This is a genomic window from Luteolibacter sp. AS25 (genome assembly GCF_046736275.1).
Taxonomy (GTDB): domain Bacteria; phylum Verrucomicrobiota; class Verrucomicrobiia; order Verrucomicrobiales; family Akkermansiaceae; genus Luteolibacter.
The window spans coordinates 814509-840241 of record NZ_CP151837.1; the positions used below are offsets into that span (position 1 = coordinate 814509).

20 protein-coding genes and 1 tRNA gene are annotated in these 25733 nt (G+C 53.9%); 9 read left to right on the plus strand and 12 right to left on the minus strand.

Annotated elements, in window-relative coordinates; translation table 11 throughout:
* Positions 1-6: 6 nt before the first annotated feature.
* Positions 7-486: a DUF6428 family protein gene (locus AAGA79_RS03875; RefSeq protein ID WP_411827460.1), complete on the minus strand. Its 480-nt coding sequence runs from the start codon at positions 484-486 to the stop codon at positions 7-9.
* Between the two features lie 289 nt (positions 487-775).
* On the opposite strand from AAGA79_RS03875, the gene AAGA79_RS03880 reads away from it, so the two are divergent.
* Together AAGA79_RS03880 and AAGA79_RS03885 are read left to right on the plus strand one after the other, a co-directional pair.
* A complete protein-coding gene (locus AAGA79_RS03880) occupies positions 776-2206 on the plus strand; it encodes a complex I subunit 4 family protein (protein ID WP_411827461.1) in 1431 nt (476 codons plus the stop codon).
* Positions 2207-2306: 100 nt separating this feature from the next.
* A complete protein-coding gene (locus tag AAGA79_RS03885; RefSeq protein ID WP_411827462.1) occupies positions 2307-3779 on the plus strand; it encodes an NADH-quinone oxidoreductase subunit N in 1473 nt (490 codons plus the stop codon).
* Between the two features lie 2 nt (positions 3780-3781).
* Here the strand turns inward: AAGA79_RS03885 and AAGA79_RS03890 are convergent, their stop codons facing one another.
* A complete protein-coding gene (locus AAGA79_RS03890) occupies positions 3782-4825 on the minus strand; it encodes a class I SAM-dependent methyltransferase (protein ID WP_411827463.1) in 1044 nt (347 codons plus the stop codon).
* A 145-nt stretch (positions 4826-4970) separates the two neighbouring features.
* Here AAGA79_RS03890 and AAGA79_RS03895 point away from each other — a divergent pair, with 145 nt between their 5' ends.
* Entirely contained in the window at positions 4971-7406 is a 2436-nt protein-coding gene (locus tag AAGA79_RS03895; RefSeq protein WP_411827464.1) for a transglycosylase domain-containing protein, read from the plus strand.
* Positions 7407-7426: 20 nt separating this feature from the next.
* Here the strand turns inward: AAGA79_RS03895 and AAGA79_RS03900 are convergent, their stop codons facing one another.
* Together AAGA79_RS03900 and AAGA79_RS03905 are read right to left on the minus strand one after the other, a co-directional pair.
* Positions 7427-8794: a hypothetical protein gene (locus AAGA79_RS03900; RefSeq protein WP_411827465.1), complete on the minus strand. Its 1368-nt coding sequence runs from the start codon at positions 8792-8794 to the stop codon at positions 7427-7429.
* 3 nt (positions 8795-8797) lie between these two features.
* Entirely contained in the window at positions 8798-9517 is a 720-nt protein-coding gene (locus tag AAGA79_RS03905) for a hypothetical protein (RefSeq protein WP_411827466.1), read from the minus strand.
* 203 nt (positions 9518-9720) lie between these two features.
* Between AAGA79_RS03905 and AAGA79_RS03910 the strand changes: the two genes are divergently transcribed.
* The 4 genes from AAGA79_RS03910 to AAGA79_RS03925 all read left to right on the plus strand — a co-directional run bounded on the left by AAGA79_RS03910 (position 9721) and on the right by AAGA79_RS03925 (position 11476).
* Entirely contained in the window at positions 9721-10281 is a 561-nt protein-coding gene (locus AAGA79_RS03910) for a CAP domain-containing protein (RefSeq protein WP_411827467.1), read from the plus strand.
* Between the two features lie 3 nt (positions 10282-10284).
* Positions 10285-10902, plus strand: coding sequence for a ribonuclease HII (locus tag AAGA79_RS03915; RefSeq protein ID WP_411827468.1), 618 nt, complete (start codon positions 10285-10287; stop codon positions 10900-10902).
* The gene (locus AAGA79_RS03920) at positions 10835-11299 is read left to right on the plus strand and encodes a YraN family protein (RefSeq protein WP_411827469.1); all 465 of its coding nucleotides are present in this window, start codon (positions 10835-10837) and stop codon (positions 11297-11299) included. The genes AAGA79_RS03915 and AAGA79_RS03920 overlap by 68 nt, the downstream gene beginning before the upstream one ends.
* A gap of 90 nt (positions 11300-11389) precedes the next feature.
* Positions 11390-11476, plus strand: a tRNA-Leu gene (locus AAGA79_RS03925).
* Between the two features lie 300 nt (positions 11477-11776).
* On the opposite strand, the gene AAGA79_RS03930 is transcribed toward AAGA79_RS03925, so the two are convergent.
* Both AAGA79_RS03930 and AAGA79_RS03935 read right to left on the minus strand, forming a co-directional pair.
* The gene (locus AAGA79_RS03930; protein WP_411827470.1) at positions 11777-12430 is read right to left on the minus strand and encodes a response regulator; all 654 of its coding nucleotides are present in this window, start codon (positions 12428-12430) and stop codon (positions 11777-11779) included.
* Positions 12431-12540: 110 nt separating this feature from the next.
* The gene (locus tag AAGA79_RS03935) at positions 12541-14514 is read right to left on the minus strand and encodes a sensor histidine kinase (protein WP_411827471.1); all 1974 of its coding nucleotides are present in this window, start codon (positions 14512-14514) and stop codon (positions 12541-12543) included.
* Positions 14515-15006: 492 nt separating this feature from the next.
* On the opposite strand from AAGA79_RS03935, the gene AAGA79_RS03940 reads away from it, so the two are divergent.
* Complete coding sequence (locus tag AAGA79_RS03940; RefSeq protein ID WP_411827472.1) at positions 15007-16467, plus strand: hypothetical protein; 1461 nt, start codon at positions 15007-15009, stop codon at positions 16465-16467.
* Between the two features lie 99 nt (positions 16468-16566).
* Here AAGA79_RS03940 and AAGA79_RS03945 read toward each other — a convergent pair whose 3' ends face one another.
* The 4 genes from AAGA79_RS03945 to AAGA79_RS03960 all read right to left on the minus strand — a co-directional run bounded on the left by AAGA79_RS03945 (position 16567) and on the right by AAGA79_RS03960 (position 22702).
* Positions 16567-18156 (minus strand): Na+/H+ antiporter NhaC family protein, encoded by a 1590-nt coding sequence (locus tag AAGA79_RS03945; protein ID WP_411827473.1) that lies wholly within the window; start codon positions 18154-18156, stop codon positions 16567-16569.
* Positions 18157-18328: 172 nt separating this feature from the next.
* Positions 18329-19762, minus strand: a complete 1434-nt coding sequence (locus AAGA79_RS03950) for an SHD1 domain-containing protein (protein ID WP_411827474.1) — start codon at positions 19760-19762, stop codon at positions 18329-18331.
* Positions 19763-19871: 109 nt separating this feature from the next.
* Complete coding sequence (locus AAGA79_RS03955; protein ID WP_411827475.1) at positions 19872-22034, minus strand: family 1 glycosylhydrolase; 2163 nt, start codon at positions 22032-22034, stop codon at positions 19872-19874.
* A gap of 29 nt (positions 22035-22063) precedes the next feature.
* Positions 22064-22702 (minus strand): LysM peptidoglycan-binding domain-containing protein, encoded by a 639-nt coding sequence (locus AAGA79_RS03960; RefSeq protein ID WP_411827476.1) that lies wholly within the window; start codon positions 22700-22702, stop codon positions 22064-22066.
* Here AAGA79_RS03960 and AAGA79_RS03965 point away from each other — a divergent pair.
* On the plus strand, positions 22701-24047 hold the full coding sequence (locus tag AAGA79_RS03965) for an MATE family efflux transporter (protein WP_411827477.1): 1347 nt from the start codon (positions 22701-22703) through the stop codon (positions 24045-24047). The two genes, AAGA79_RS03960 and AAGA79_RS03965, sit on opposite strands and share 2 nt — an antisense overlap.
* On the opposite strand, the gene AAGA79_RS03970 is transcribed toward AAGA79_RS03965, so the two are convergent.
* Together AAGA79_RS03970 and AAGA79_RS03975 are read right to left on the minus strand one after the other, a co-directional pair.
* On the minus strand, positions 23983-24465 hold the full coding sequence (locus tag AAGA79_RS03970) for a hypothetical protein (protein ID WP_411827478.1): 483 nt from the start codon (positions 24463-24465) through the stop codon (positions 23983-23985). The two genes, AAGA79_RS03965 and AAGA79_RS03970, sit on opposite strands and share 65 nt — an antisense overlap.
* Positions 24466-24485: 20 nt before the next feature.
* Positions 24486-25700 (minus strand): chloride channel protein, encoded by a 1215-nt coding sequence (locus AAGA79_RS03975; RefSeq protein WP_411827479.1) that lies wholly within the window; start codon positions 25698-25700, stop codon positions 24486-24488.
* Positions 25701-25733 lie beyond the last annotated feature (33 nt).

Below are 25733 nucleotides of genomic sequence, written 5' to 3' on the forward strand. Positions count from 1 at the left end.
AGAGTGTTAGCAGCAGCCTGTTGGGCCACAGGAATTGTTGTCTTTCGCTTTCCAGCCCCGGGTTGGGAGTGCTGGCAGTCCGCATAGTTCCGGGGCAAGACATTCGGTGTGCTTGTTGGCGAGGTGAAGTATGACGGAATCGGAGGTCACCTCCGCGTTTCCGATGGTATATTGGGAGATAATCCCGTGCTCGTATTCGATTTCCACCGGGACTGATTCGTCGGGAAGATAAGGCTTCGAGATTTCAAGGATTTTGGACATCTTGGTGGTCTCGATCCGGTGATCGTAATCCTCTCCCACCCATACCTGGAGCTGGCAAGTTTTCAGTTCCCTGAGTTTTCCGCCGCAATCGAGGAACGTCTTATGAACGTGACCGACTTCGGTTACGTGGAATGAGACAGGAACATCCGAGCCGTCGGGTAGGCTAATACGGAAGATGTGTTCCGCATGCTCGCTGAGTAGGGACTTTAATTCGGATAGATTCATTGTGCTGCTGATGGTTGAAGTGACTCCCTATTGAGAATTTTTACCTGTGACAGGATTTGGGTCTCATTACTTTTGTTCATCTTGATTGCGCCAGACGAATGTAATGAATTTGAACGTCACGTAAAATAACGTAACGAAATATACCGATGTGTAAAGGTGGAAATATGAGGAAACAGCTGGCAAAGTCGTCCGAGTTCGAAAAATCGGCATTTTGCCCTTTTCGCGTCGCCCCAAGTTCGCTGTATTCGCGGTGCGGAAATAGATTTCCGTGAGATCGACTCCAATACCTATGCTTGCCCTGCTTGTAGCCCTGCCAATTCTGGCGTTCATTGCCATCCTGATAGGTGCGCCGGCACGTTTAACTGCCATTAGTGCCTGTGTATTGAACCTTATCATCGGACTTGGTTCCGCATTCTGCTGGGAACAGGATCTCTGGAGTTTTTCAGTTGCCGTCCTTGAGAAGCCAGCTCTCCACCTTGCCTTCGGCTACATGGATGGAATGAGTGTGGTCATGGTTGCCCTTTCCGTAATCGTAGCACTGGCAGCGGTTCTTTCAGGAGAGGCTCCCAAGGGTAGCGAAAAGCTGTATTACGGCTCTTCCCTCCTGATTGCGGCAGGGGCTATCGGAGCCTTTGTCTCCACCGATCTATTCTTCTTCTACGCTTTCCATGAAATGGCTCTGATTCCTACATTCCTGATGATAGGGATGCTCGGCCGCGGGGACCGCAGGGGAGTAGCCTGGAAAATCACCGTCTATCTTGGTCTCGGGTCTTTGGTGCTTTTGGCGGGACTTGCCTGGCTCGCCACACTTTCGGGAACATTCAGTATCCCTGAATTGATGGAAAACGCGGGTGATATCGACCCTGCCGCACAGAAAGGGATCGCTGCACTGCTCATTATCGGGTTCGGAACTCTTGTTTCTCTTTTCCCTTTCCATTCATGGGCCGCTCCGGCTTACGCAAGTGCTCCGGCACCTACCGCGATGCTTCATGCCGGTGTTTTGAAAAAGTTCGGACTCTACGGAATGCTCCGGATCGCACTTCCATTGGTTCCGGAAGGTCTGGAAATGTGGCTCACTCCGTTACTTGTCCTGCTGCTGGGAAACATTCTGTGGGTAGGTCTAGTCACCATTTCGCAGAAGCGCCTCGACTCACTTCTCGGCAATTCTTCGGTAATGCATATGGGCTACATCTTTTTGGCCATTGCCGCACTAATAGCTGATAATGGAAATACTCTCGCACAGCCAGCGGCCATCGTTCTGCTGTTCGCCCATGGAATTTCAATCGCCCTTCTTTTCGGACTTGCTGATCGTATTGAACGCAGCACCGGAACCGTCGATCTGGAAAAAATGGGGGGTCTGGCAAAGTCGGCCCCGGCTATGGCCTTCGTTTTCGGAATTGCAGCAATGGCTTCGATCGGGCTTCCAGGACTGGCTAACTTCTCAGGGGAAGTCCTGGTGTTCCTCTCTGCTTTTCAGGACTACGTCCCTTCCCAAGGGCTTGGACCGGTTCAAATCACCTGTATCCTGGCAATCTGGGGAGTTGTGATCTCAGCGGTGTATATGCTCCGTGCGTATCGGAATATTTTCCAGGGTCCTTCGGTAAAATCTACAGAAAATGCCGCCGATCTCCGTATGGTTGATCATATCCCTGCTGTTCTTCTCATTGTCGCCCTCCTGGCAGTCGGCGTATACCCGAACCTTATTCTGCACCTTCTCTAGTGAAGCGCTAAATCGTAAAAACGAAATTCGATACCAAAGAGCTGTCGCTATTCTCTTCCGATCAGAATTTCAGATTTAGAAATCCAAAATTTCCCCAACCATGCCCGCCTATTATCTGGAAGCACTTACTGTCACCCTCGGATTTGTCATCCTACTTGCCGAGGCATTCGTATCTACGAAGAGCAAATCCTGGGTCGGTCTGGCAGGAGCCGCCGGTCTCTCTGTTATTTTGGTCCTTTCCTTCTTCTCCATCGGTCCGGATGCGGGTGACGGTGCTGCCTGGACAACGTGGCCTCTCTGGAATTTCTATGAAGTGGATGCGCTGTCTCGTTTCTACAAGGCATTCGCTTTACTAGCCACTGCTCTGGTGCTTTTGATGGCAGTTGATTATCGATCAATCCTCGCGCGCTTCACAGAGGACGCCACATCTGAAAAAGGAACCGGTGAGTTCTACTCTTTGCCAATCTTCGCGTGCGCGGGCATGATGTGGATGGCTTCTGCCAAAGACCTCGCAGCCGCTTTTGTAGCTTTGGAGTTGGTCACCATCACCTTCTACATCCTCGTTGGATTCATGCGGAGGAACGTCGGATCACTTGAGGCCGGCGTGAAATATCTAATCCTCGGAGCACTCAGCACAGGATTCTTGGTCTATGGTATCGCTTGGATCTACGGAAGCACCGGGACGATGAGCCTCGCGCTGATGCCTGAGAGAATCGCAGGCATGGAAAATACCGTTCCGCTTCTTTTCGGTATCGCTCTGGTTCTTGTGGCCCTCGGCTTCAAAGTAGGTGCAGTTCCGATGCAAATGTGGATTCCCGACGTTTATCAGGGCGCTCCGACTCCAACCACTGCCTTTCTATCCGTTGGGTCCAAGGCTGCCGGGTTCGTACTATTGCTCCGCTTTCTTACCCCATTTCTCGAGTCCGGATCGCCAGTGCGCGATCAGGTGCTTCTGATCCTTCTGATACTCGCTTGTGCAACGCTACTTTATGGTAATTTCGCAGCCATTGCTCAGAGCAATTTCAAGCGACTTCTTGCATATTCTTCCATTGCGCACGCCGGGTTCCTACTCCTTGCACTAGCCGCATGGGGGCCGGTCTCGGAGACGACTGTAAATTCTGTGGAAGCAGTCTCCTTCTATCTGGCTACCTATCTCATCATGACGATGGGAGTTTTCTTTATTTTGGCGCAAATCCGCGTTCAACGCGATGGCGAGGCGATCACGGACTTCAATGGTCTCGGGAAGACTAATCCGGGTCTCGCATTGGCTATGACCGTTCTACTTGCTGCATTGGCGGGCGTTCCGCTCACTGCCGGTTTCATCGGGAAATTTTTTGTATTCATCCTGGCTGCGGAGGCTGGCCTGTGGGCTGGACTGGTGATCGCCGTAATCGCCGCTGCGGCAGGGTTCTACTACTACTTCAAAACTATCAAAGCTATGTGGTGGATCGAGCCGGGGGACGAAGCTGTGATCAAACTGCCTGTTATTTCAAAGGTGGCTATCGGAGTTTTGACTGTTTTAACCTTGGTATTCGGTGTTTATCCGGACCCAATTCTAGCTCTTCTGAAGTAAGTTCAGAGAGCTAGCCTATGGCGGACTATATCCGGCATGTGGGAGTTTTGTTCGAACTCGATGACGTGAAACTTTTCACCGAGGTGGGCCGGATGCACAAGTGTCTGGAATTGGCTGATTTCTTTCGGCGTATTTAGTTCCCCTTTGAGAATAGAAGCCTTTGCCAGGTGCGTGAGGTAAGAGCTCTGTGAGGAAAAACTAGTGGCTTTATAGCCGATCTCCTCAGCTGAACAGGCGAGGTCGGTAAAATTTACGTGAGCTGTGATATCGATTTCACCCGGGCGATCCAGAGGGTCCTCCGCTGCCTGATGCTTTGAGTAGGTGCGAAGGGTTCCGGTTGTTCTTGCCGGATGAAAGTATTCTTCAGAGGCGAACCCGTAATCGATGAACAGAAGTGTGCCTTCGACCAAGCAGTTTGAGACATCTGCGAGGAAGTCCCTGAGATTTGTTCTTATCTCCGTTTGATACATTTCGGGGAAATTAGCCCCAAGTTTTTCCGTGTGGCTGGAAAGCCGGCTGTTCGGTTCTATCTCGAAGGAAGTGAATGCAAGGGACTGTTCTGCGTCGATTGCGACATAAAGCTCTTTCCATTCGGCGTTCTCAAAGCGGATCAAATGAAACGGCAGGGCATCGAGTATTTCGTTTCCAAAGGCGACTCCCGGACGCTTCGATTCCATAAGTTCTTCCAGACTTTCTTCTATTCTGAGCTTGGAAGCGAGTGACTGTAGCCGCTCATGCTGAGCTTGGACTAGCGTCGGAAGTGGCTCGGCTATCGCATACTCCAGGCTTTCCCATGCTTCGGGAGACTGCTCGCGGATTTTCACTAAAACATCGGCGGCGAGCTTGCCATCGTTTGCGCCTATTTCCAGAACTCGCCATTTGTCCGGCTTTCCATGATTTTCCCACCACGAAATGAACCTGCCGGCTAGTAACCGGCCGAAGAGTGGTCCGACACTGACACTGGTGAAAAAGTCGCCATCTTTCCCGACATTTTCTGCGCCGGAGGAGTAGTAGCCTGATTCGGGATCATAAAGAACCGTTTCCATGAACTTCGGAAAGGGGAGTGGGCCGTCCTGTAAAATCGTTTTCAGAATACTTTCGCATAAGGAAGTGGTTGCGGGACCGTTTGTATTCGGGTAATTCATGGGTCGGAAACGGCTTCAAAGCTGAGGTTGTGGATCGGCATCAAGCATGGCTCGAAATCAAAAAAACACTCGGAGAAAGAGCGGTAAGCGCCGTTTCTACAAGCGTAAAACCTTTTGGCTGGTCTTAGCCATGGTGTTACTGGTGGTTGCGGGAATAGGCTGCCTGGCGGTCGACCAGTATACGCGCGAATACCGTGAGCGGGCTGAAATTTATGATCTTGAGGAGATCAATACGCTGGAGTTACCAAGTATTATTCTGGATCGGAGCGGAAAAGAAATCGGTCGAATTTTTGTCCAAAACAGAAGCATTGTTCCTGTTGAGGCGGTTCCTGATCTATTTATAGACACACTTCGCGCAGGAGAGGATTCCCGCTTTTTGACGCATGACGGGATAGACTACATCGGTGTGGTTCGCGCAGTGAAACTGAACTATCAGGCAGGAACAACCACTCAGGGTGCGAGTACAATTACCCAGCAGCTAGCGAGGAATGCATATCCGCTGAAGCAGGACGCGATGGCAAAGGGCGAGAGCAGTATCCAGCGGAAGCTAGTGGAGGCTTTTTTAGCACGCCGTATCGAGAAGCGCTATTCCAAGAAGGAAATTCTCGGGTTCTATTTGAATCGGATTTATTTCGGAAGCGGGTTTTATGGTATCCGCTCGGCATCGCTCGGTTATTTTGGCAAAGAGCCGAACGATCTGAATCTTTCCGAATGCGCTACGATCGTAGGGCTTATCAAGAACCCGACAGGTAACTCGCCTTTGAACTCGTTGACGCGGAGTAAAGTCGCGAGGGACATGGTTCTGACGAGGATGGTGGATGAGGGAATGATTTCGCGGTCGGAAGCCGTGCAGGTGAAATCCACCGAGATCAAGATCAACCCGAAGCCAATCCAGCGGGGGACTTCACATTTGTATGAGCGCATTGCGGATGCTGTTGCGAAGTCGCTGGGCGATGACGTCCTGGCCACTGGAGGATTTAGAATTCACACGACAATTTCCGCTGAAATCCAGGATGCTGCCCAGCAGGCGCTGGCGCTCTCTCTGGACAATGCGGAGAAACAGCCAGGCTACTCACATCAGAAATACGGAGAATACGAGAAAGGCGCTGTAGGCCAGAAACCAACATATCTCCAGGGTGCCGTATTTATGATGGACCACACTACCGGTGAGGTGCTGGCACATGTTGGTGGGCGAGATTACGCAGAGGTTCCGTATGACTTCATCGAGATGGGTGAACGTCCGCTGGGGACGGCATTTTTTCCGTTTTTGTATGCCACCGGACTTGCTGGTAAACATACTCCTGCCTCCACCGTGGAAGATGAGCCCATGGACAACCGTTCGGTAATGGTCGGTGGTCGGGAAGGCATTTTGGGGGAATGGGGTATGGAAGTTCCATCACCCAAATATGAGGGGCGCATGACATTGCGCAGAGCTTTCGAGAAATCCAAGATTGCAGCAACGGTTCGGCTTGCTGCAGAGATTGGTGTTCAGCGAATTATCAATGCGGGTGTCTCCTTCGGGTTCGATATGAAGTCTGCTGAACCATTGCCGCGTGTTAGTGTTGGCTGGGAGCCTGCCTCGCTTAAAAAGGCGGTTACTGCGATGTCCACTTTTCCACTACTTGGGAAAAAGGGACCGAATAATTTTACTTACCTGACCAAGGTGGAAGACCAAAGCGGGAAGGTTGTTTTCAGGCAGCCAAAAAAATTTAACCCGGCCGGTCTGTTGCTTGATGAGTCCGTGGCTTGGCAGGTGCATAGCCTAATGGCAGGAGGTATGGACGAGGGTAGTGCCAGTGGTCTTAGAAAGGAGATGATCGCGAAGCCTTTTTACGGTGCTGGCAAAGGAGGTACCACACATGATTTCGCGGATACATGGTTTCTTGGATACAATGCGCGCATCACCTGCGGTGTTTGGACTGGCTTCCTTCATGGCAATACAGAGCCAATTTATCCGGGTGCGTTCAGCCGCGATATTTCGATGCCGGTGTGGGCTGCCGCGATGAATGCTGCAACCCCGGCCTTCGGGGGAAAGGAGATCGAAAGGCCTGCCTCAATGGTGGAGATGAAGATATGCTCCGTTTCCGGGAAGCGTGCCACCCAGTTCTGCCAAGAGATGGCAGAGGACATCTCTACGGGCAATGTCAGATCAGTAAGCACACAATTCAGCGAGTGGTTCAGGAAAGGGACCGATAACCTTTCCTTCTGCACTCTCCATTCAGGTGCGATCGATAGTTCGATGGATCCGAACGGAGCCTGGAATAATATGCCTGCTTTGGATGCTATTCCCATCCGTCCGAAAAACCCTGTTTTGATCGGGGAAGATCCATACCACACGGAGCTTCCCAGCTATGCGACCAGTAGTGATGGTGGAGGATTGATGCGCCGCAGCACGAATGTTCTGGATAGCTTGGACCTGGGCGATTTCGAGGATAGCATCAAGATGCGTAAGCCTGAGAAAATGGAGATCTACGTAGAGTAGGTCACCCACGCTTTACTGTATTACCGGTTATAAATTGAAACGGGCTCGGCGTTCGGATGTGGCTTGAAGTAAAGTTGCCAGATAGTTCCGAAAAATTGTATATCCAGTGCAGACCGCTGGGGAGTCTGCAAGGGGATCAAAGCCGGCGTAGTAATTTCTTGTTGGGTATAAGTGGAGATTGAGAGCAGTGTATCATTCGGCGCTACCACGCGTGCTATTCCCGCTGTACGACCATCAGTTAGAAGGGTGGCATTGCCTAGAATACTCATGGATTCTCCGATCAGACGCGCGTCGACACAGCTAAGTGTTCCATTTTGAAACATAATGAAAGCTCGCCCTGAGTCGAAATCTATCTCTTGTTCTGCCAGCCGGGCATGAATCTCGGATGCGTCGGAGATCAAATTGCCTTGCCAGCTGTTTGGAGCCAATAAATAGCCTTGAAGGCGGCCCTGGGCGGAGCCTTTACCAAGCGTAATCATTCCGGTCTCGGAAAAATTCAGATCAAGTGGATCGTTGGCGAGTATCTGGGTTCCAACCTCGTAGGGTATTCCAGGTAACAGTGCAAATTTAGCAAAGGCGTGGCACTCCACGCCTTTAATTTGCGATCTGATCTCTCCGATCTTCAGTATATTTTTTTGCAGGGAAACAGGAACCCTTAGACTAGATTTCAATATCTTCCCGTAAGCGGCAATATCGGTAAGCTGGACTATCGATTCTGCTTCCGTGCCAGTGATAGGCATCTTTCCGTCGATTTTTCCGATAGAGAAAAGGGATTGCTCGGTGAAGGTAGATATGACGCGAACCTTGCCGCTCGTCACGTTTAACCAAACCGGTTTGAGGTAGGCCGCCTGGGGGGCTCCGGCTGGCTGAGGTATCGGTGCTGGTTCGTGGACGATCGATGACTTGGTAGTCTGCTCGGGTGCGGCGGGTTGCTGAACTGGGTCTTGTGCCTTTGATGCATTGCTCACCAGAATCGGTGGTGCCTTTTCGTCGCGGGGAAGAGCGGAAAGAAGCTCGACTGGGATGTTAAGCTGCGGCTCGATAATATCCAGGGCACGGATACGTAGCTGTTTTTTTAAGAGCGCATTCCACTCCGGGTGAAAGCGCGTCTCAGATACCTTTAGCAGCGGTTCTTCGATGGATACTCTAAGCTGCTCCGGTTGCTCAATCCGTAGGCCGTAGATTGTCAGACCATTCCACGGTGACCAGGAAGCTTTTTCTATGGAGGACTCTAGATGTATCCTCTGGGTAATTTTGCCGGAGAACCAATCTCTCCCCCTTTTGCTCGCCAGGAGCAAATTGCTAAGACCAAAACCGAGTAGTGGAATGCAAACAAGAAGTGCGAGAGTTAACCCGGCGAGCTTCCGTTTCCATTTCCGGAATCTCATCGATTAACGCTGTGGAGCGCCCGCAGGCATCTTGATGTGTCCTGCTTTCCCCAATGCAAAACGGATCACCAAACTCTTGTCCAGAAGGCGACTGCCCTCTGTTGAAAGCTCCTGAACGCGATAGATTACCAAACCGAAACCTGTCTCCCCAAGTTTACCCAGTGCGAAGTTTTCCTTGAAGCTACCAAGGCCGGTTTGCTCTTCGAAGCGCCATTCTGCTCCAGTCCATGCGCCGAGCACGCTGTTTGCGTCTGCCTTGATATCATCAAGACGTTTCATCTCTCCGTTCGGGGATAGAAATGCATCTTTCGTTGAATCGTAGCGAAGAGTGGAAATAGCATCTGCTTCGCCGGAGGCCGTCAGAGTCCACGCATCGCCGTATGATTTGCGAAGCATAAGAACCACTTCCTTGGTTGAGCGGAATTGACGTTTGTTCCAGAGAGCGATGTATTCGTCATATTCCTCTTTGGTGAGGCCCAGATTTTCGTGAAACGGGAGAGGAAGTCCAGGGCTGGAATCAGCACTGTATTTCATGAACCATTCTTTGTTCTTCTTTGCCGCGACTTCGACTTTCGCAAGATACTTCTCAATTTCCGGCGGTGGGACGACCATACCAATGCTGCCTTTTACAGGGATTTCTTCTTCGAAGAGGCCTTGAAAGATTTTTGGAACTTCGGCGAAAACGGAACCGGTTAGTAATAGGAAAAGGAAAATGTATTTCATCACTTCGGCGGGAGACTGCCTTTGGTTTCTTTGGAACTCAAGCCGCAAAGCACGCTATATTTACACGATGGAATCTGAAATATTGGTTTTGATTAAATTGAATATTAACGCGTTCGCGTAATTGGGTTTGGTGCAAATTTAGGGTACCTTTACATTAGAAGGGCATTTCGGTATTGCTCTTGTAGTCCCCATAACCCGAATCCATGAAAACAACCAGCCTCACAATGCTGTCTGCCTTTGCAGTCGCATGTCTATTTAACTCGTGTAGTAGCCAAAGTTACGAAACCTCTCGAATACCCGTTTCCACATCCTCGTCTGCCGGAGATAGTTCGTTAGCAGGTCAAATTCTCATTAACGTAAACTCCTATCGCAAGCAAAAGGGTGAGAGCGAATTGAAGAGGCATACTGGATTGGACCGCCTGGCCCAGCAGCACTGTGAATATCTTTCGCGGTCCTCGGGTGGCGATGGTTTGAAAATCAACCACAATGGCTTTGGAGGCCGGGCTGAGAAGGCTCTGTTTTATTTCAAAATTCCTTCAATTGCGGAAAACGTGGTTTCTTCATCCACGCACTCGGCATCCCATGTAGTAGATCTCTGGGCCTCTTCCAAATCCCATGAATACAATATGCGAAGCTCCTGGACCTATACGGGGATTGGAACAATTGTAACTTCCGACGGTAAATTGATTTCCACCCAGATTTTTGGTACAGAAGAGCAGATGGAAACTATGAAAAAAGTAGATCCATTTGCCCGTTTTCAGTAACCTATGCCGGATTTTGTATTTGAAGATGAACTGATCGCGCGTGGCTACACCCTTGTGGCAGGCGTGGATGAGGCCGGAAGAGGGCCTCTTGCCGGCCCGGTCTCCGCCGCGGCAGCCATCCTGCCCCGTTCATTTTCTTGCTCTTCCCTTGATGATTCCAAAAAATTGTCAAAAAAGCGCAGGGAGGAGATTTACAAGACTCTGACAGAAGATGATTCGGTAGTATGGGCAGTTGCCTGCGTGGAGCCTGCGGAAATTGATCGTATCAATATTTTGCGGGCCACGCACCGTGCCATGGGGCTTGCGCTGGAAGCACTGGGAGTGAAGCCGGATATTGCTCTGATCGATGGTCTTCCTGTGAAAGGCATCTCATTTCCTCATGAGGCGTTGGTAAAAGGAGATGGCCTATCGTTGTCAATAGCCGCCGCCAGTGTGATTGCGAAGGTGACAAGGGACCGGATCATGCTGAAGATCGATGAGGAATTTCCCGAATATGGTTTTGTAAGGAATCAAGGCTACGGAACTCGGGAACACCTGAACTCGTTACAGAAATATGGGCCTTGTAGCTATCATCGTCGGTCGTTTCAGCCGGTATCTCAACTCTGCCTACCGCTCGAGTAATGGGCCGAGCGGTGCTCGGAAATGGACGGGGGATTATGGGGAGAAGGTGGCCGTGGATTGGTTGAGAGCCAGGAACTGCAAAATTTTAGCTACAAATTTCAAGGGCAGGCGAGGCGGTGAAGTGGATATTGTCGCCCGCGAGGGACCCTGGCTTCTTTTCGTTGAAGTAAAAACACGTAAAAAGGATTCAAAGTTCCGTGGACTCGCGGCAGTCAACGAGAAGAAGAGGAGCCTAATCCGGCGTGGTGCCAACGAATGGCTGAAGAGGCTGGGTAGACGTGATCTTCCATGGCGGTTCGACGTGATCGAAGTAGAGGTGGAAGAAGGTGAGAAGCCGGAGGTGAGGCGGATTGAGAATGTTTTTGGGATGAAATCAACCTCGCGGAGGAGGATCTGAATTGTTTGAGTTAATTTGCAAGATCGTGGTTGCCAACAATGTCGCTACATGATTGGTTTTCCGCCCGTCCGAAAGGGCGATCTTGAAAGTGCGCGCGTGGCGGAATTGGTAGACGCGCTAGATTCAGGTTCTAGTGGGGGCAACCCCGTGGAGGTTCGAGTCCTCTCGTGCGCACCATTTTCAAGAAGTCGGAGGAATCAGAGTCCTTCTCGTGTCACCTTCCTAGAAGAGTAGTTTAACCTCGTTTGCTAGGGTGAGGTGCGGGGGCAAACGGTCGAGTCGTTGGTGCTTCGGATTTTGCGATGCGGCCGAGGGGAACCTAACTTATGGATTTCCCGGATCGATTCGCCAAGCGGATCTGCTATGCCCACTACAATCCTTTCCGCTCGCGACGGTTGCTGACGGGAATGCTCTTAAAGGTCTAATCCCAAACCGGTGTGCTCAAAGATGGATTTCGACTTCCTCTTTTTTTCAAGGTCACAAGAGACCGCTGCGGTAGCCCTTTGCCACCGCAGCTGCTGCATTCTGAACCTCTAGTTTTTCGTAGATATGCTTTATGTGGTAGGCGACGGTGGCGAAGCCAATATTGAGTCGATTCGCGATTTCTTTTTTCAGTAGGCCCTCGCCCAACAGGGTGAGAACCTCCATTTCGCGTGCCGACAGAGTTTTTTCAGGTGGAGCCCCGGTTGGACGATTACGGAGAGTGTTCAATATGAACTTAGCGACGTTCGGATCTAGCGACGCGCCCCCATTGTAAACACCTTCGATGCTTTCCTTTATCTGGACGGCAGTGGCTGATTTTAGCAAATACCCGGAGGCGCCTTTCGAGATCGCATCCAAAACATCCGATTCTTTGTTGGATTGCGTAAGAATAATAATTTTGGATTGCGGACAGTATTTTCTTAGCCATGGGATGGCTTCCAATCCCGAGATGCCGGGTAGATTTAGATCCAGTAGTATAAGGTCGGGGTGTTCGTTGGGTTTTTCATTCTGGATTTCCCGAAGAGCTATCTCGGCTGTGCCGTATTGACTGATCAGGGCAATGTTTGCCGTGCGCCCCAGGGCGCGGGTAATGACCTCGCGATATCCTGCGTGGTCTTCGATTAGCATGACTGTGATTGGGTTTTCCATCCTTCTACTTTGAAAAATTTTTACATTAAGGCGGCTCTATTTGATGTCGATTTCTTTTGGGCGAGGTAGAAATTCCTGATCGGAAATACTACCGCGGAAACAAACAGCTTTTACCGGGTGGTTAGGCGAAAGGGATTTGTTCTCGATATTAGTTTCAGTTCGATTTTGGTGCCGCTGGAATGAGGGGCGTCTTCCATAGTGACTTTCCCGCCAAGTAGACGTGCCCTGCGTCTGAGCGAGGAAGGAGATTCTCCTGCCAGTCCATGTCCATTGTCGGTGATGGTTAGGGTTAGATTCTTCGAAGTCAGATAAAGTTGGGTTGTCACGGAGGTTGCGCCGGAATGACGAATAATATTCGTGAGGCATTCCTTATAAAAAAAGAAGATGTCGATTCTTTTCCTTTGGCTCAATGTGCGTAGATGGTCCCGTCCTTCCACGGTGAATTTATGATCCAGATCTGCCAGAAGGCTCCGGGCAGCCCGGCGCATTTCTTCCAATAGATCTTCGCAGAGTCCTTTTGCCTCGAGCATGTTTGTGCAGCTCATGATGGCCACACCACTACGCTCGGTGAATTCGCGGGAGCGATCCAGTAGTTCAAGTAGTTCCTCCCGCGACTCGGCCTCACGTGCCAGATCTCCAAGTAGGCCGATGGTGTGGATATTTGCGCCGAGCTCATCGTGAAGATCTGCTGCGAAACGCTCGCGAATCCCGGCTGCCTGGCGCATCCGTAGCATTCTATTGGTAAGAATCGTGAAGCCCACGGCTGCTGCAAGCACCGCGGCAATCCAGCTCATCGTCTGCAAATTTCTTTTTTGCTGTGAGTAGCGTGAATTTACTTCAGCAAGGACCAGTGGGCGCTCTGTTTCCAGATCGTGTGCGCGTGCCAGCTCATTCATCCATTGTCTCAGTGGGAGGATATTTCCATAAAGATTTCGCCCGTCTGTCAGGGCCGTAAGTGAACGCCCGGCGATATCGGTCACATTCTGCGCGCGTATCCAGAAAACTCTCTGGCCGAGGGCTACGTTTTTCCCTTCCGAGAATACCTCGATTTCCGCGAAACCGAATCTGGACTTAGCTTTCGGGTCTTTACTGCGGATACGGAGAAAGCGGCACTTTGTTTCCGGTAGAGGCCACATCAGAGAGGGGCCGGTATCCTTGAAATCGGAAGCTTGAATATTGAGGATTGGCACCGTATCCGAAAAATCGAGCGACTCGGCGCATTCGATAAGAAGGTCGGGAGGTATCCCCAGATTTCCAGGGTAGGCTTGGGGGACTGTATCGCTCTGGTCGACGGTATGGAGGTGGATTTCCGAGATGGTCTGCACTTTTCCCAGATCAAGAATCAGCGATTTGTGTCTTCTTACCGAGCCAATATACGAGACGCTCGGGTCTCCTTCCGCTGCGTCCATAAGGTATGGGGTGTGCCCGTCCACCAGGAATTGCGGATCCCAGGCGTGGACGACATCCCGGTTGTGCACGGAAGATGCTGTGACCGGGCGGCGAAGAGCCACGTTCCTTTCTCCGCTGAAAACCATGAGTTCGGAGAGTTGGAAAACGTAGCTACCATCGAAGGATCTGGGAGAGAGCTGGATTGCCTCGACCCTCACCCAAGAGGCGGACAGGTCTTTGATTGAAACGACCACGGGAGCGATTCTTGGCAGAAGCTGATCAATTCCGCTGAAGCTGGCGATCAGTGCTCCCTCCCGCTTTTCATCTGATCCAGCATAGATTCGGAACGCTTGGGGAAATCCATCTGCCTGGAAGCCTTTTTTAGAACCCCGCCAGAGTATGGGGGCCAGGACTATTTCATTTATGGGGTAGATCTTATCAAATGTGATTTCCACCCACTCGGTGGTGTCCGCTTTCTCGTGTGCGTTGGAGCGGTAACCGATAACCCCGATGCCGCTGCGCAAACTCGGGCGCGCCAGCTTCGTAAGTTCCGTTTCAATTTCAGATGATCGATTCTCGAGATCGGAGAGAGATCGCTCTTTCGGCGCTTTTTGAGTTTTAGCGAGTGCCGCAGTTGTAGAATAGAGCGCGGCCAGTAGCAGAGCCATCCATCCCAGTCGTATGCGAAGCTTCATTTCCCACGATACAATAGTGGAATTCTCAGGAGAGAAGAAAAATACTGGAAGGCGTCTGCTCAGATTCTTCAATCGAGCCGGATTTTAAACCGCTATCGGTTGCGTAGTTCTGGTTGCAATTCTTTGGCTTAGGTCGCTCGGGTCACGCTCCACCGTTGTCTGGTCTACTTTCGGACAGAGAAGCTTCGCCCGCTGGTAAGACGATCCAAGCAAGAGTTGTCAAAATTGAACCGATGTCTTTCTCGATTATTACCCGCGCAGAGAGCAACGATCCATGCTATCTATACCCCCACGGCAGACACTTTAGGAATATACCAAGTATCAGAAAAGTTCCTTTCATACATTGGTGAATCAATATCCCTTGTTCGCCACAGCTAGTTGAAAGCCCGGATGGAAAGAAGAAGTGAATAGAATCTTCCACTTCTTTTAAAAGTTCGAAAAGTCACAACGACATGTCTCATTCACCAAAATCTTCCCCGCCGTAGATAAAACATGATCGAATCATCATCAGATCATCTGCCGCAAGAGTTCACCGAGCTCGTGCAGAGAGTGTTGGACAAGGAGCCTACCCTTGAAGATCTGGCCGCGCTGAACCGCATCCTTCCGCAGGATCCCAAGGCTCTGCGCTATTTTGTGAAAATGAGCATGCTAAACAACAGCACAATGGATCGACTTGGCGCCGAGGAATTGGAAAACTCCACCATTCCAGAAGCCTCTTCTACCACGAGGAAACCGGTAGCCGATCTGCTTTCTAAACTGTTCTCCAATTCCTGGGTCAGAAGGGTCGCGCTGGCAGCTGCTGCGGTTGCTTTGTCCTTACTTTTAGTTCCCGGGATCTATCACCGGATCACATCCACAGATGTTTACCGTGTGGTCGCCACGTCCGAAACTTCCGAGTATGAAAGAGGTAGCTGGATAAAAACGTACCGGGCGTATCAACTTGAGAAAGGCTCCATACAGATTGATTCTCCGGATGGGAACCAACTTACTATCCAAGGTCCTGCCGCATTTTCCCTAGGCGCCAGCAATCAGTTCACTATCACAAAAGGAAAAGTTTGGGCAAACTTGGATGGTCCACCTCTGGACCTGCAGACAAGGCACGGCTTGGTTAGGGATATGGGGACAAGATTCGGTATTGACCAGTCCTCCGCGGAACGCACTCGAATGGATGTCCTGGAAGGTGAAATCCAGCTGACATCAACCTCGGGGGAAACTGCTACGGCAGCGAAGGGGAGAGCGCTTATTTCCAAATCCGGAAAATGGCCTCCGGAGGAAACGGGAGCAGATGCCTCGCTTTATACAACCAATCATCAACAAGCGATTGGCATCGTATTTAGTGATAGCTGGAGCGACATCAGACGCATTGCTTCCGAGCGGCCAATGGATACCCGCTGGACCGTGGGAGAAGCGTACAAAGGCAGAAAGTTTCTCGACCAATCACCTGTTGCCATTACCTGGAGCGCTGGAAAAACTCTTGGCACCTACGGACAGTCGGGCTCCGCAGTGGCAGCCCTTTTCCATACCCATTTGGGCGGTCGAAGGGGCGAGCGAGAGTTGGATGATGCTCTTGCTCTGGGCTTTACTGATGTCGAGGGCTCGGGAATCAATTTGAAGATCGAGAATCTGGATTCGTGGCTTGGCCAGATAGGTGCAAAAGGATATCGAGTTGAGGTCCTCCGGAACTCAGCGATGAGGAATTTCCGATTTGCACCGATTGCTGCCAGCATTTCCGAGGGCTCTGCTCCACTGGAGGTTGTCGAGACGATGCCGGGCGATATTCTTTCCCCGAATTATCCGGAATCCGCGGGAAGAAATCCGGGAGGCAGAGCTATTACTTGCTTCCGGAGTGTTTTTACCTCCAGGACGCTTTTTCTAACTGCACCTGTTACGGGAGAGAGAAGAAGCCTTGATAGGGCTAATATTTCGGCGGTCCGCATTGTTCCGGTTTACTGACAGAGTGCAAAACCCGGATTATTCCCGATGGCAATCGCCGAGCGCGTATTAGGTGATTTTGGAGATAGGGGTGTAGCTATGAAAGTCTGGGATGCTGTTCTAGGTGTTTTTCTGGGATGATTGGTATTTTTTGAGAGCGAGGATGGTGGCCAGCATGAGGATGGCAGCTAGTAGGGTGGCTAGTATTGGGAGGAGATGTAGGGCGATGAGGGAGTAGGAAATGGCAGCAAAGGTGGCGGCGATGGCTGCAAAGGGGAGTTGTGAATGGACGTGGGCGGTGGGCTCGCAACCGGTGGCGATGGCGCTGACGATGGTGGTATCGGAGAAGGGGCTGCAGTGATCGCCAAAGACGGCTCCGCCGAAGACTGCTCCGATGACGGCTGGGATGAGTGTGGTTATTTCTGTGGTGGGGAGGCCGTCGGATTGAGCGGCGGCGAGGGTGGCGGGGAGTGCGAGGGGCATGAGCAAGCCCATGGCGCCCCAAGAGGATCCGGTGGAGAAGGAGGTGATTGCCGCGGCGGCGAAAACGGCGAGCGGGAGCCAGTTGACCGGAAAATGATCTGAGAGTAGGGCGGAGATCTGTTCCCCGGCGCGGAGCTCCGAGAATATGTTCCCCAAGGACCAGGCGAGGGTGAGAATAATGATGGCTGGGAGGAGGTTTGCTGCGCCGTGGTAGGCGGCTTCCGCGGGGGTGGTTTTGCGGTTTTTCGGGAACATGAGCCAAGCAACGGTAAGGCCGAGGATGCTGCCGGCGCAGAGGGCGTAGGGGCCGGCGTCTCCACTGAAGGCGGTGCGCCATCCGGCGGGGGAAAGCGGATCTGTCATGGGCGAGGACAGGAGGGGAAATGCAGCGAAAATGCCACAGACGAGCGCGAGGAGAGGGATGATGACGTGACGGGCGGAGGTCTGGTTGCCGGTGGGCTCTGAATCCTCCGGCTCCGGTGGGACGGGGAGGTAGCGGCGCATGGCCTGTGGCTGGTAGCTGAATAGGATAGCGGCGGGGACGAGTAGAAGGGTGAGCAGGCAGTAGGGATTGGCCGGGATGGACTGAAAGTAGAGGGCGTATGGCTCCACGGGGAAGGGGGCGTTTTCCAAGCCCTCCCGGATGAGGCTGAGTTGGGTGGCAATCCATGTGGAGATGAAGGCGACGCAGGCAACGGGGGAGGAGGTGGAATCCACGACCCATGCGAGTCTTTCCCTGGAAATTTTGGTTCTATCCGCGAGGGGACGGGAGATGCGGCCGGTTAGCAGGCTATTTGCAAGACCATCGAAAAAACAGAGCAGGCCGATGAGGTAGACGCTGCCGAGCAGGCGTTTCTCGGGGGATTTCGCACGTGCGGTGAGGCGGGTGAGGATGGGCTGGAAGCCACCGGATTTTTCCAGAAGGCCGGCGAAGGAGCCGAGCAGGAGGGTAAAGATGATCGCTCCGATGTGCCATGAGCCCTCTAGAGAGGGGAAGACGTAATCCGCGAAGATGGCGCGGATGGCGGAGATTGGTTGCTGATGGTGGATCAGCAGGGCTCCGGCGATGACTCCGCTCCCAAGGCCTAGCGCGGCCTGGCGGGTGATGGATATGACTACGAGCGCGCATATGGCCGGCCAAAGGGCGAGGAGAAATTCGGGTGGGCCGAGCAGTGGAAGAAAAAGGCTAAGCAGGAGGAGGACGCTGATTACTGAGGCCTTTTTCATTGAAACTATCTAGGGGTCATGAGGTTGGCTGGCAATATTGGACCGATTGTTTTTTCTGAGGCGCTGGTGAGCGATTTATGAAGATGGGAGGCGAGGCGCCTCCTGGAAGGACTGCGGCGGGACGCCGAAGCTACGAGGAGAGCTGAAGTTTCGTGGTGCCGGCGGGAGGCTGCTAAGGAAGGATCATGAATAGGCTGCCATTGGAGGCCCAGCTGGCGACTTCCACGGGGACCCAGCGGAGCTCGTAACGTTTTCCCCATGAATCGGAGACGGCGAGCTCACCGGTGGTCTCGTTGTAACCGATGATCATGCAGATGTGGTAGTGGTCATCCGGGGCGGGTTGATCGAGGATTTTTTCAGTGGCGGCGGCGATCTCGGGGCTGAGCGCGGTAGCACCGGGAGAGCGGAGCTTGGTGTTGTTATTGGCTATTTCGTTATACTCGTCCATTGAACACATGGACCACATTACGGGGATGCCCTCATCGATATAGCGTTTCACATCGCGGATTTTGATGCCTTTGATGGAATCGTCCTTGGTGCGGCGGCCCTTGCGGTAGACGGCGGATTTCACGTTATCGAGGAGTAGCTCGACGATGGTGCCTCCGCCGGCACTGCTCTGCCCGACCATTGCCAAGAGATACATATCAGCATCGATACCCATGGTGCGCATGGCGCGCTCGAAGGTGGCGGGGACGCAGTAGCCCTTGGGACCCTGATCGACCATCGGAATTTCGGAGATGTGGACATCGCCGTTTTCTTCGATGACGACATTTTCGGCGAGACGGGACTTGAGTGTGGAATCGTCCATGCGCTCGGATTTTCCTTCGTTATCGGCAGTTTCGGTGGAGACGATGGCAAGGGAGACGTATTCGCCCTCCTCGCTGGAGAGGAGGAATGAGTGTCCATTCCAATCCCAGCGGGTGATATCGCGGCGGGTTCCGCTTTCCCCGTAACGTTGGGATGTGCCGTCCCCGAAGACGGAGTTGAGGGAGGTGGTGAGTGTTTTCTCATCCAAATCCATTGCTTCAGCCAGAGTACCGGGTGCTTTGGTGCCGATGCTCTGGAAGTGGTCTTCCGCAAAGCCGGCGGTGGAGCCGAAGTCCCCTTTGTTCGCGTAGACGATGGAGATGTTCCGAAGAGTGCCATCCTCGCGGGAGTAGAGAGCGACGGAGTAGGGCATGGCACCGAAGAGTGTGTAGTCTTTCACAAAAGAGGCGTAGAGGCGCCAGCTTTTGCCGTGTTTCGATGTTGATTCCGGCTTGAGGCCGAGGGCTGCGGCGAGCTCCCCGGCATCGGTTTCGTGAAAAGACTTTCCGCTGGAGATTTCCAGGCCGGCGGCGTCGTTGATGGCGGCGGCCTCGTCTTCGGCGGCGGAGGAGAGGGAGGCGATGTAGTCCTGATCCGCCTTGCTGAGGCGATCTAGGGGGACATCGAAGCTTTTGCCATCGGCTCGGCGGAGGGTGACGTTGTTATTCTGGAATGAGAGGAAGGAGGCACGGATTTCCTTTCCTTCCGAGCTGCTGAAGGTGCGCTCTTCTCCGGCGGTTGCGGTGGTGAGCGTGCCGCAGATAAGGAGGGCGGCGATGAGTGGTTTTCTCCAAAGCATTCCAAAGATTCCGCCGATACGGGGAATGGGTCAATCAGCGAGTTTGGGGTGGGGCTTTGTGGGGGAGAGGCGGGACGCCTCTTGCACTGTCTGCGGCGGGACGCCGAAGTTACGGGTGGGAGTCTTTCCGGTGCTTTGCGATGATACTCTGGAATAGATCTGCTTCGGGGGTAGGTTGGCGGATGAGTTCGGGATCGTTATCGAGATCCACGAAATTTAGGCCGAAGTCTGTGTTGGGGTCGAAGGGGTGGCCCCACTCGCGGTTCGAGGTGACGGACCACCAGTTGTAAGCGCGGACGGGGACGCCTTTTTCGATGGCTTTAGAGACCTGCTCGAGGTGGGAGGTCATGTAGCTGGCACGGGAAATGCCATCGCCGGCGCTGGGGGTGCAGCCGTTTTCCACGATGAAGAGTTCCTGCCCGGGGAACCAGCGGGAGAAGCGGCGGAGAGAGTGGTAGAGGCCGCGCGGCCAGACGGGGGCTTTGAGGAAACGGCCGTGGGCGGCATCCTCCAGCAGACGGAATTTGTGAAGGCTCCTGGTGGGGAGGCCCCAGTAGTAGTCCAGGCCGATGAAGTCCTGTGCGCCGATGGCTTCCTCCGGGCAAAGCTCCGGGGCGAGTTTTCCGGCCATGCCGAGGTACCACCAGTTGACATTGGCGATGAGGCTGGTGGTGCCCCAGAACCGCCAGGCCCAGTTCAGCCAACTGGTTTTTGACTCGAGTTTGCTGAAGCGGTTGGAAGGATCAATGGGGACGATCCTGAGCTTTGTCTCATCCCCGAAAACTTCTTTCGCGATGAGCTTTGCGAGGCGCATTTCCAGGCCCTCAGCGGTGCACTTCGGGGAAATGCCCGGTGCGTCCGTGCGGATGCCGATTCGGATTTTCCCGCGGCGTTCGATTCTGCGGAGGCTGCGGCTGGAGGTAAGGGTCTCCGGTAGGGTGCCGCCGTTTTCAAATACCTCATGGAGGGAGATGGGTGGCGGGGCCTGGGAGATGGTTTCCCGGGGTTCCGAGATCCAGGAAACGTCGCAATAATCCGCGAGCTCCGCACGGAAGTGGGTGATGGCGCGATCCACCCGCTCCAGCAGGCGGGTGTGGCCGTGTGGGGCTAGGACGACGTAGTGTTCATCGCTGAGGCCGGTTTCGAGGAAACGGAAGCTTTCGCGGTTTTCCGTTTCCTGCGGAAGTAGGAAAAAGGCGTCTCCGTAAATGGCTTGGATGCTGCCTTTTTCGAGGGCTTCGCGGGCGTTGTCGTAGTTACTGAAAAGCTGGCGGCGGCTGCCCTTTGGTAGGTCCTGGGCCCAGTTCTGCGGCTGGTTGCCGATGGCGATGACTCCGATTTTTTTCCCGGCGAGGGCGGATATGTCGGAGCCCTCGAAGCCGGAGGAGACGATGATGGCCTTGCCGGTGCGGAGGTAGGGATCGCTGGACTCGAACTTGGTCTGGTCCTCCATGGTGATGCCGCCGATGACGAGATCGACATCGCCGCGCTCGCTGACGAGGGGGTTTTTGGTGGTGAATTTGAAAAGTGCCTCAGCAAAGCCACGGTGGCAGGCGCCCCAGTCCATGATCATCTGCAGCCAGGTGGGGAAGCCGGTGACGAGTGGGTTTACGCCGACCTGTGCGCCCGGGCGGAGGGATTTGATGCGTTTCCGTGCGCGGGCGTGGGCCAGGAAAAGGTTCGGCACGAGCTTGCCGACGGCGCCGGCCTCCGCATCCACTGGTGAGCCCCGGGGTAGGCCGGGGGGCATGTAGTAGCGGTTCTGCCACCAGGGGCGGATGTAGCCGAAGGTAAGCTGCGAGGGCTCGTTGAAGGTGATCCACCAATCGACTTTTTCACCGAATGCCTTGTGCATGGTTTCCGCATAGCGGGCGAAAATATCCGGAAACTCGGGGCCGATCATGCCGCCGTGATCGCGCTCCAGCCAGACGGGCCATACGAAGTGATGGAGGGTGACCATGACTTTCATACCGTTTTTACGGATGCAGTCGGCAATGGCCTCGTAATGGCGGATGGCCTCGGGATCGAATTTTCCATACTCCGGTTCTACCCGGGCCCAGGCGATGGAAAAGCGGAAGAGCTTGCAGCCGAGCTTTGCTGCGGAGGCGATGTCTTCCTCGTAGCGGTTTGCGAAATCAGTGGCCCGGCCGCGTGGGGTGAGTCCCTGGCAGCGTTCCCAGAGGTCCCACACGTCTTCCCTTTGTGGGTCGTGGGCTTCTACCTGGTGATCGGCGTTGGCGGTGCCAAAGAGGAAGTCCTTGGGGAATTTCACAACTTGTGGCGTGGGAGCGTTCTCAGAATTTACTTAATTTTGAGGACTTGTCCGATCCTGATAAGGTCTCCCTTGAGATTGTTCGCGCTGCGGATCGTGGAGATGGGCACGCCATAGGTGCGGGAGAGTTTCGTGAGAGTATCGCCTCTGCGGACCGTGTGGGTGACGGGCTTCGGTTTTGGTTTCGGCTTAGGCTTGGGCTGTACGACGACGGGCTTGGGCTTCGGAGCCGGTGTGGTGACGGTAGGCTTCGGCTTGGAGACAGGAGGAGGATCCGCGACAACAACAGGAGGGGTGGTCTCCGTTTTCTTTGCGACAGGAGTCCTTTTCTTGCTTTTATTGTCCGAGCTGGGGCGATGCCATTTCTCGGGCTTGTCCACCCAGTCTTCAATGTAGTTTCCGCTGCTATCGAAAGGGCCGGTAACGGCATTCGGTTCGGGCGCGGATTTGGAACCGCATTGGGTGAAAAACGGTAGAATCAGGAGTGGGAGAAGGATTCTTATAGCGCGAAGCATCAGGGAGAGGATGGAGAGTTGTTTCAGATATGCAAAACTTTGTTCTAGAAACAGGAAAATTTCCGCAATTTTATTGCCTAGCGTCGGGAGCGGGCGGTTTTGTCTTTGGTAGGTGACAAATTTCCCGGGCTCGGGCTTATTTCCGGCCCTCATGTCACTGCTAACAGAATCCCGCCATACGCTGAAACTGGCGTTTCCGTTGATCATCGGCCAGCTGAGCCAGATGCTGCTGGGCGTGGCGGATACGATGATGATCGGCAAGCTGGGAGTGACGGAGATGGCGGTGCTGACATTCGCGAACTCGTTATTCTATGTGCCATTCATGTTCGGTATCGGGATTCTGACATCGGTTTCGGTATTTACGGCGAATGCGAATGGATCCGGCGATGAGGCGGCGGGGCGTGCGAGCTGCCGGAACGGTATGTATGTGGCGACGGTCCTGGGTGTTTTGCTATTTCTGGGGACGATGGTGCTTTCATGGAATCTGGGGATTTTCCGCCAGCCGGAGCAGGTGACTGTGCTGACAACGAGTTATTACCAGATCATCATGGCCTCGCTGATTCCCGGGCTGATGTCCGTGGCGTTGAAAAACCATGCGGATGCGCTGGACCGGCCGTGGCCGCCGTTCTGGATTTTCCTGTGGGGAGTGGTGCTGAATGTTTTCCTGAACTGGGTGATGATCTACGGGAAACTGGGCTGCCCTGCGATGGGGCTGAATGGTGCGGCATATGCGACGCTGATCTCCCGTGTGGCGATTCTGCTGGGGATGGTTATCTGGCTACATAATGGAAACGGGATGCGTGAGTGGACTCCCTACCGCTGGTTCCGGAAGGCTGAGCCGGGGGAGATCAGGAAATTCCTGGGGATTGGTTTTCCTGCGAGTATCCAGATGATCTGCGAGGTGAGTGCGTTTGCGGCGGCTGGGCTGATGATGGGAGTATTCGGGGAAACTGCGATGGCTGCGCATCAGGTGGCACTGATGTGTGCGGCTACGGCGTTCATGATTCCGCTGGGACTTTCAATGGCGCTGGGGGTGAGGATTGGCTCTGTATCCGGCGCGAAGCAGGTGGAGCGTCTGCGGGAAATTATTGTTTCCGGCTGGTTGATCGGCGCGATCTGGTCGGTGCTGGCGGTGGTGTTTTTCCTGACCTGCGGGAAGTGGCTGGCGGCAGGATTCATCGATGAGGCTCCGGTGATCGCGCTAGCCTCGAAGATTCTGCTGGTGGTAGGTGTTTTCCAGCTGGTGGATACGCTGCAGGTGGCATCCTCATCAATGCTGCGCTCGCTGCACGATACGCGGGTGCCGGCGGTGATCGGTTTCTTCGCCTACTGGATCGTGGGTGTGCCGGTGGCGCTGTGGATGGCTGTGAAACTCGAATGGGGTGCCGTGGGTGTCTGGTGGGGACTGGCGGTGGGGCTGTTTGTGGCCAGCTTTATTCTTGGTCCGCGCTTGTGGAAATTGACGAAGCGCGAAGCTGCCACGTCTGATCCCGCGTGAGTGTGACTGTTTGCCGGTTTTTCGGCTCAAGGATTTCCATTTCCACGGTGACGTTCTTCCCAGATGACTTGATGGAAAGGATACGGAAGACGGGCTCTTTCCCGATGCGGAAGAAGCAGTGGAGTGGAACGTCCGGATGAGGGGCGTTCCAAAGATAATTTGCCATGGGGAATCCGGGGGCTTCGGACAGAGCTGCAAGGATCTCGCGGATCTGGAAGGCGGAGTGCTGTTTCAGTAGCTTTTTGACGGTAGACTGGGCGCGCTTTGTCTCCAGCCAGGCGGCGAAGGGGTTCTGGTGGACTTCATCAATCTCCTCGATGAGGTCCCGCGCATGGATGGCCATGAGTGTCTGGAATTCCGTGCGGTCGATTTCCCCGCGTTCGAAACGGGCGACAAGTTGGCGAGGGGTTTCCAGCATGGGTTTCCTGAAATGGCGGGTTATAGATTTCTGATATCGGGGTAGACGGAACGGGGTCCGCTGAGCTTGGTGGTAATCAATGTGGCGAGGGCGAGGGGAATTGCAACCGGAAGGCCAAGGAGCTCGAGGCCCATGACGAAGGAGGCGAAGGGGGTTTTGGTAGCGGCGGCGAAGAAGGCGATCATGCCGAGACCGGCGAAGAGATCGACGGGGGCATTGAAGAACCAGGCGAGGGAGTTTCCCAAAGCTGCACCGATGAAGAAGAGTGGAGTGACCTCACCGCCCTTGAAGCCGGCGCCAAGGGTGACAATGGTGAAAACGAGTTTCCACAGCCAGGCGTAGGCGGGGGCTTGTACTTCCGGGGAGAAAAAGCGCGGAAGGGTGAGGGAGTTGTCATCTGCCGGGAGAACGCCGAGCCCAAGGTAATCCGAGGTGCCGCTGAGAAGAAATAGGCCGATGACGAGGAGTCCGCCCAGTGCTGCCTTGAGCGCCTGGTGAGGGACGTATTGCTGGAATTTCCCTGCGACCCAGTGTGCGGAAACAATGAAGAGGCGGCAGGCGAGTGCGAATAGCGCGGAGGCGACGAGGATTTTCAGGGAAAGATTGAGGATCGAGGAGGGATCGAACCGGAAGGCGATGGCCGGATACGGGGTGTGGTGAGTGCCCCAGAGGTGGCAGACCTGATCCGCCGCGAGGGCGGTGAGCAGGCAGGGAATGATGGAGGGGGAGATGAAGCGTTTCCGGATGAACTCGAGGCCGAAGATGGCACCGGCGAAGGGTGTGCCGAAAACTGCGCCGAAGCCGGCTGCGATGCCGCAGGAGATGAGAAGCTGGGTGCCCTTTTTCGAGGTGATGAATCTGCCGCCACAGGTGGTGGCGAGGCCGGCGCCCATCTGCATGGCGGTTCCCTCGCGGCCGGCGGAGCCGCCGAAGAGGTGGGTGACCAAGGTCGATATAACAATGGAGGGGGCGAGGCTGTGGGGGAGTGCGGTGGATTTTTTATGAACCGAGGAGAGGATGGAATGATTTCCGGAACTGACGTGGCTGCCCTGGTGGCGGTAGTAAAAACCCATGGCCAGACCGGCGATGGGAAGGAGGAAGATAAGCCAGGGTGCACCGATGCGGGTGCGGGTGACAAGATCGAGGCTCCAGAGGAAAAGAGCGGAGGCTGTGCCGACGACTGCCGCGACGAGGGCGAGGATCAGGATCCATTTGAATAGGTTGCGCGGTCCCATGGTGTGGGGCGGAGTTTGCCAGCAGGTGGGAGG